General features: G+C 65.9%; 8 protein-coding genes. 6 read left to right on the top strand and 2 right to left on the bottom strand.

From position 1 onward, the window contains the following. Positions 1-285: uroporphyrinogen-III synthase (locus ENZ74_RS20000; protein WP_206522300.1), on the bottom strand; the 285-nt coding region annotated here is incomplete at its 3' end. A gap of 1 nt (position 286) precedes the next feature. Then, positions 287-1213, bottom strand: a complete 927-nt coding sequence (hemC, locus tag ENZ74_RS19995) for a hydroxymethylbilane synthase (RefSeq protein WP_063170402.1) — start codon at positions 1211-1213, stop codon at positions 287-289. 101 nt (positions 1214-1314) lie between these two features. Here hemC and tsaD point away from each other — a divergent pair, with 101 nt between their 5' ends. From tsaD to ENZ74_RS19965, 6 genes are read left to right on the top strand one after another with little or no spacing between them, the layout of a single operon-like run. After that, positions 1315-2400, top strand: a complete 1086-nt coding sequence (tsaD, locus tag ENZ74_RS19990) for a tRNA (adenosine(37)-N6)-threonylcarbamoyltransferase complex transferase subunit TsaD (RefSeq protein ID WP_181172687.1) — start codon at positions 1315-1317, stop codon at positions 2398-2400. Beyond that, positions 2397-3419: an NAD(P)H-dependent glycerol-3-phosphate dehydrogenase gene (locus ENZ74_RS19985; protein WP_063169519.1), complete on the top strand. Its 1023-nt coding sequence runs from the start codon at positions 2397-2399 to the stop codon at positions 3417-3419. Before tsaD ends, ENZ74_RS19985 begins: the two co-directional genes overlap by 4 nt. Before the next feature lie 31 nt (positions 3420-3450). Next, on the top strand, positions 3451-3747 hold the full coding sequence (locus tag ENZ74_RS19980) for a YciI-like protein (protein WP_063169520.1): 297 nt from the start codon (positions 3451-3453) through the stop codon (positions 3745-3747). 37 nt (positions 3748-3784) lie between these two features. Then, entirely contained in the window at positions 3785-4210 is a 426-nt protein-coding gene (locus tag ENZ74_RS19975; RefSeq protein ID WP_063169521.1) for an EVE domain-containing protein, read from the top strand. After that, positions 4165-4863, top strand: a complete 699-nt coding sequence (locus tag ENZ74_RS19970) for a methyltransferase (protein WP_174299057.1) — start codon at positions 4165-4167, stop codon at positions 4861-4863. The genes ENZ74_RS19975 and ENZ74_RS19970 overlap by 46 nt, the downstream gene beginning before the upstream one ends. A gap of 51 nt (positions 4864-4914) precedes the next feature. Further along, positions 4915-5331, top strand: coding sequence for a DUF1761 domain-containing protein (locus ENZ74_RS19965; protein WP_024503046.1), 417 nt, complete (start codon positions 4915-4917; stop codon positions 5329-5331). Positions 5332-5549: the final 218 nt, after the last annotated feature.

Here is a 5549-nt window from a genome sequence, read left to right as displayed (position 1 = left end):
GACCGACAAAACCCCCGCTTTGCGGGCAGCTTCCGCAGTCCGCCTGCCGACGGCATGACAAGGCAAGGCGGCGAGCGTCGCGATGATTTCTTCCGGCGCATGGCGCATGGCATTGGCGCTTGTGACGGCCACCGCGACGGCATCGTCCGGGATCAGTCCGGCGGCGACAGGCAACGCCTTTGTTTCGGTCAGGGGCAAAAGAACCGGCTGAAAACCTGCCTCCTCCAGCCGATGCGCTGTGCGCGAAGCACCCGGTTCCGGCCTGGTCACCAGGACGCGAAGCATTTCAGAGCCAGCCGTCGAAGAACTTTTCGCCGGCCCTGGCGCGCACGCTCCGGGCCGCTTCGCCGCCGATCCGGGCGGCGTCTTGCGCCGGTCCCTGCAGTTCGACCGTGTGTGACTGCGTGCCGTCGGGCGAGATGATCAGCCCGGCAAAAGACAGTTTTCCGGCCTCGATCGCCGCATAGCCGGCGATCGGCGTGCGGCAGGAGCCATCGAGCGCCGCCAGGAAGGCACGCTCGCAGGCCAGCGCCTGGCCGGTCGGCACATCATGGACGGCCGCCAGCATCTTTTCGACATCGCGGTCGCCGATACGGGTTTCGATGCCGATCGCGCCTTGCCCCGGCGCCGGCGGGAAGACATCGAGCGGTATCAGGTCGGTGACGACATGCTCGAGCCCAAGCCGCTTCAGCCCGGCATAGGCCAGGATCGTGCCGGCGGCGACGCCTTCGTCGAGCTTGCGCAGCCGCGTCTGCACATTGCCGCGGAACATCACCACGTCGAGATCCGGCCGCATCCGGCGGATCAGCGCTTGCCGCCGTAGCGACGACGAGCCGACTTTCGCCCCGCGCGGCAGTTCGGCGATCGTCTTCGCCGCTTTGCCGACAAAGGCGTCGCGTGCGTCCTCGCGCGGCAGGAAGGCCGACAGTTCGAGGCCGTCGGGCAGTTGCGTCGGCATGTCTTTCGACGAATGCACGGCGATGTCGATCCGGCCGGCCAGCAGCGCCTCCTCGATCTCCTTGGTGAACAGGCCCTTGCCGCCGGCTTCCGACAGCGGCCGGTCCTGAATGCGGTCGCCGCTGGTCGAGATGACGACCACCTCGAACGCCTCCGCCGGCATGCCATGCGCGGCCATCAGCCGCGCCTGCGTTTCATGCGCCTGCGCCAGCGCCAGCGGGCTGCCGCGTGTTCCGATTCTCAAGATTGTTTGCATGGCGCGCAGTCCGTGATAACCCCCCGGCAAGCGAGGCTTTTCCGGGGTTCTCCTAACGGGGAAAACCCCATGATACAATCTTTAGGGACAGCGACGAATTGATCCGCGTGCTGGGCATAGAGACGAGTTGTGACGAGACCGCCGCCAGCGTGGTGGCCGTCGACGGCGACGCCGCGCCAAAAATCCTGTCCAACATCGTGCTCAGCCAGATCGAGGAGCATGCCGCTTTCGGCGGCGTCGTGCCGGAAATCGCCGCGCGCGCCCATGTCGAGGCGCTGGACGGCATCATCGAGGCGGCGCTTGCCGATTCGGGCACGGCGCTAGCCGATATCGACGCGATTGCCGCCACCGCCGGCCCCGGCCTGGTCGGCGGGCTGATCGTCGGGCTGATGACCGCCAAGGCAATCGCCGCGGCGGCGAACAAGCCGCTGATCGCCATCAACCACCTCGAAGGCCATGCGCTGACCGCAAGGCTGACCGACGGGCTCGACTTTCCCTATCTCTTGCTGCTGGTCTCCGGCGGCCATACGCAAATCGTCGCCGTGCGGGGTGTCGGCGGCTACCAGCGCTGGGCAACGACTATCGACGACGCGCTCGGCGAAGCCTTCGACAAGACGGCCAAGATGCTTGGCCTGCCCTATCCCGGCGGACCGAATGTCGAAAAGGCGGCACAGGCCGGCAACGCCTCGCGCTTTGCCTTTCCGCGTCCGATGAAGGGCTCGGCCCAGCCCGACTTCTCCTTCTCCGGCCTCAAGACCGCCGTGCGCCAGGCGGCGAGCGCCATTGCGCCGCTGAGCGACCAGGACGTCGCCGACATCTGCGCCTCGTTCCAGGGGGCCGTAGCCGATGCTCTGGCCGACCGTGTTTCTCGCGCGCTGACGCGCTTTCGCGAGACATTTCCCGGCACCAGGAACCCAGCCCTCGTCGTTGCCGGTGGTGTCGCCGCCAACCGCACGATCAAGACCATGCTGGAGCGGCTCTGCGCCGAGACCGGCTTCACCTTCATTGCGCCGCCACTGAAACTTTGCACCGACAATGCGGCGATGATCGCCTGGGCCGGCATCGAGCGGCTGCGCGAGGGCATGGCGCAAGAGAACGGCTTCGATTTCGTGCCGCGCTCGCGCTGGCCGCTGGACAGCATCTCGGCGCCGATGGTCGGCTCCGGCCGGCGCGGAGCCAAGGCATGAACGAGGTGGCAATGAGCGGCAACGTCACCGCGCCAAGCGGCTGGCGCGTTGCCGTGCTCGGCGGCGGCGCCTGGGGCACTGCCTTGGCCTTGGCCATGCTGCGCGCCGGCCATTTCGTCCGCCTTTACGCGCGCGATCCGGAGACCGTCGCCGCGATCGACCGCGGCGAAAATCCACGCTACCTGCCGGGCATTACGCTCCAGCCCGGCATCGTGGCGACGAGCAACATCCAGGCCACGCTCGACGGTGCCGATTGCGTGCTGGCGGTGACGCCGGCGCAGTCGCTGCGGGCGACGCTGGCGGCCGCGAAGGACCATATGCCGGCCGGTATCCCGCTGGTTCTGTGTGCCAAGGGCATCGAAAGCGAGACTGGCGCGTTGCTATCGGCGATTGTCGAAGAAATCCTGCCGCTCAATCCGGTTGCCGTTTTGTCGGGCCCGAGCTTCGCCACCGACGTCGCCCGCGGCCTGCCGACGGCCGTTGTGGTCGCCGCCCGCGACGAGGCATTGGCCGCCGATCTCGCCGCCCGCTTTTCCGCCGAAAATCTGCGCTGCTATTCGAACGACGACCTGATCGGCGTCGAGATCGGCGGCGCCTTGAAGAACGTCTTTGCCATTGCCGCAGGTGCCGTCACTGGGGCGGGTCTCGGCGCCAGCGCCCAGGCCGCCATGGTGACGCGCGGCTTTGTCGAATTGCGCCGCATCGGCGCTGCCTTCGGCGCCAGGCCCGAAACGCTGATGGGGCTTTCCGGCCTTGGCGACCTGCTGCTGACCTGCTCGTCCACCCAGTCGCGCAATTTCGCCTATGGGTTGGCGCTCGGGCAAGGCAAGCCACTTGCCGGATTGCCGCTGGCAGAAGGCGTGCCGACGGCGGCGATCGCAGCCCGCATTGCGACCGAGCGCAACATCGACGCGCCGATCATTGCCGCCGTCGCCGCCATACTGGATGGCACCATCACCGTCCGGCAGGCCGTGACGGCGTTGATGACCCGGCCGCTGAAGACCGAAACCAACGATTGATCCCCACGACTTTGAACGATCAGGAGAAAAAATGCTGTTTGCTGTGATTTGCAAGGACAAGCCCGGAAGCCTGCAGGTGCGCCTCGACACGCGGCCCGAGCATGTTGCCTTTCTCGAGGGGTTGAACGGCGACAAGAAGCTGGCATTCGCCGGTCCGTTCCTTGACACTGAAGGCAGGTCCAATGGCAGCCTCGTGGTCGTCGAAGCGCCCGACCTGGCAGGGGCGCAGGCTCTGTCGGCCGCCGACCCCTACGCCAAGGCCGGGCTGTTCGAAAGCGTCGAAATCCGCCCGTGGAACTGGACGTTCAACAAGCCGGCGGCTAGTTAATCCCGGTCGCCAGCGCGACTCCAAGGAGGAGAAAGACATGAACTACTGGCTGTTCAAATCCGAGCCATTCAAGTTCTCCTTCGAGATGCTGAAGGCCAAGGGCAAGGCCGGCACGCAATGGGACGGCGTGCGCAACTACGCGGCGCGCAACAACATGAAGGCGATGCAGATCGGCGATCTCGGCTTCTTCTACCACTCCAACGAGGGGCTGAACATCGTCGGCATCGCTGAAGTCTGCGCGCTTGCCCATCCCGACACCACGTCGGACGATCCGCGCTGGGAATGCGTCGACATCCGCGCCGTAAGGGATGTACCGAACCCGCCGACGCTGGAACAGGTGAAGGCCAATCCGAGGCTTGCCGACATGGCGCTGGTGCGGCTCGGACGGCTTTCCGTGCAGCCGGTGACGCCGGCCGAATGGAAGGAAGTCTGCCGCATGGGCGGCTTGACGCCGGTTCCGTGACGGCGCTCACGCCCAACAGCGCCAAACAGTTCATTCTCGACAACACGGCGCTGATGGCGCCGCCGCACGTGCCGGAGATCCTGCTTCATCTTGCCGACGAAGCGCATGATCTGTGGCAGCGGACCGAGGAAGAGCTGGTCGAAATCGGCCTGCCGCCGCCCTTCTGGGCCTTTGCCTGGGCCGGCGGCCAGGGCCTTGCCCGCTATGTCCTGGACAATTCCGGCACGGTGCGTGGCAAGCACGTGCTCGACTTTGCTTCCGGCTCCGGCCTTGTCGCCATCGCCGCCGCCAAGGCCGGTGCCGCCAAGGTGATCGCCTCCGACATCGACCCGTTCTGCGCCACCGCGATCCGGCTCAACAGCGAGATCAACGGTATCGGGACCGAATTCCTCGGCACGGATTGCATCGGCACCGATGCAGGTTGGGACGTGGTCCTGGCCGGTGATGTTTTCTATGACAAATCTTTCGCTGACCGGCTGGTGCCATGGTTCGCAACGCTGAAGGCGCGCGGCGCCGAAATCCTTGTCGGCGATCCCGGCCGGTCGTATCTGCCGAAGACAGGGCTGGAGCCGCTTGCGGTCTATGAAGTGGCCGTCACGCGGGCGCTGGAGGATGCGCTGGTCAAGCGCACGACCGTCTGGCGGTTCGCTTGACGCGATCGCCGAACAGGCGTTCCATCATATCCAAATCAGAGGGGGGAGCTCATGGATTTTTCAGCAGTGAACTGGCTGGCGGTGGTCGCTGCCGCAATCGTGGCGTGGCTGTTCGGCGCCGCCTGGTACATGAGCCTGAGCAAGGCGTGGCTGAAGGCCGCCAAGCTCGATCCGGCCACGATGAAGAAGTCGCCGCTGCCCTTCGTCGTCAGCTTCATCGCCGAACTGGTCATGGCCACGATAATGGCGCTGGTCGTCGGCGCGATGACCGGCGGCGAGCCGACATGGCTCGCCGGACTTGTCTTCGGCTTCGTGCTCTGGCTGGGTTTCGTCGCCACGACGCTCTCGGTCAACCATCGCTACGAGAATTTCGGCTGGGACCTGACCCTCATCGACGGCGGCCACTGGCTCGGCGTGCTACTGATCATCGGCGCCGTCATCGGCTGGTTCGGCGCGGTGGCAAGCTGAGTCAAGAAGGGAGTAGGGCAGTAAGGCAGTAGGGGAATAGGGGAGCAGACGGCACCGACGCCTATCCCTACTGCCCTACTGCCCTACTGCCCTACTGCCCTACTGCCCTACTGCCCTACTGCCCTACTGCCCTACTGCCCTACTGCCCTACTGCCCTACTCCCCTACTCCCCTCCTGCCCTTTATCCGTCGTCCCCGTCTTCGCGACTTCCCCTATCA

This window comes from Mesorhizobium sp. M7A.F.Ca.CA.002.15.2.1, assembly GCF_003998715.1.
Taxonomy (GTDB): domain Bacteria; phylum Pseudomonadota; class Alphaproteobacteria; order Rhizobiales; family Rhizobiaceae; genus Mesorhizobium; species Mesorhizobium ciceri.
The sequence above is the reverse complement of the archived record's forward strand: the minus strand, read 5'-3'. Positions and strand labels throughout refer to the sequence as shown.

Coding starts and splice junctions, on each gene's coding strand:
- hemC (WP_063170402.1), bottom strand. CDS start 1,213: ATGCAAACAATCTTGAGAATCGGAACACGCGGCAGCCCGCTGGCGCTG.
- ENZ74_RS19985 (WP_063169519.1), top strand. CDS start 2,397: ATGAACGAGGTGGCAATGAGCGGCAACGTCACCGCGCCAAGCGGCTGG.
- ENZ74_RS19980 (WP_063169520.1), top strand. CDS start 3,451: ATGCTGTTTGCTGTGATTTGCAAGGACAAGCCCGGAAGCCTGCAGGTG.
- ENZ74_RS19975 (WP_063169521.1), top strand. CDS start 3,785: ATGAACTACTGGCTGTTCAAATCCGAGCCATTCAAGTTCTCCTTCGAG.
- ENZ74_RS19970 (WP_174299057.1), top strand. CDS start 4,165: ATGGAAGGAAGTCTGCCGCATGGGCGGCTTGACGCCGGTTCCGTGACG.
- ENZ74_RS19965 (WP_024503046.1), top strand. CDS start 4,915: ATGGATTTTTCAGCAGTGAACTGGCTGGCGGTGGTCGCTGCCGCAATC.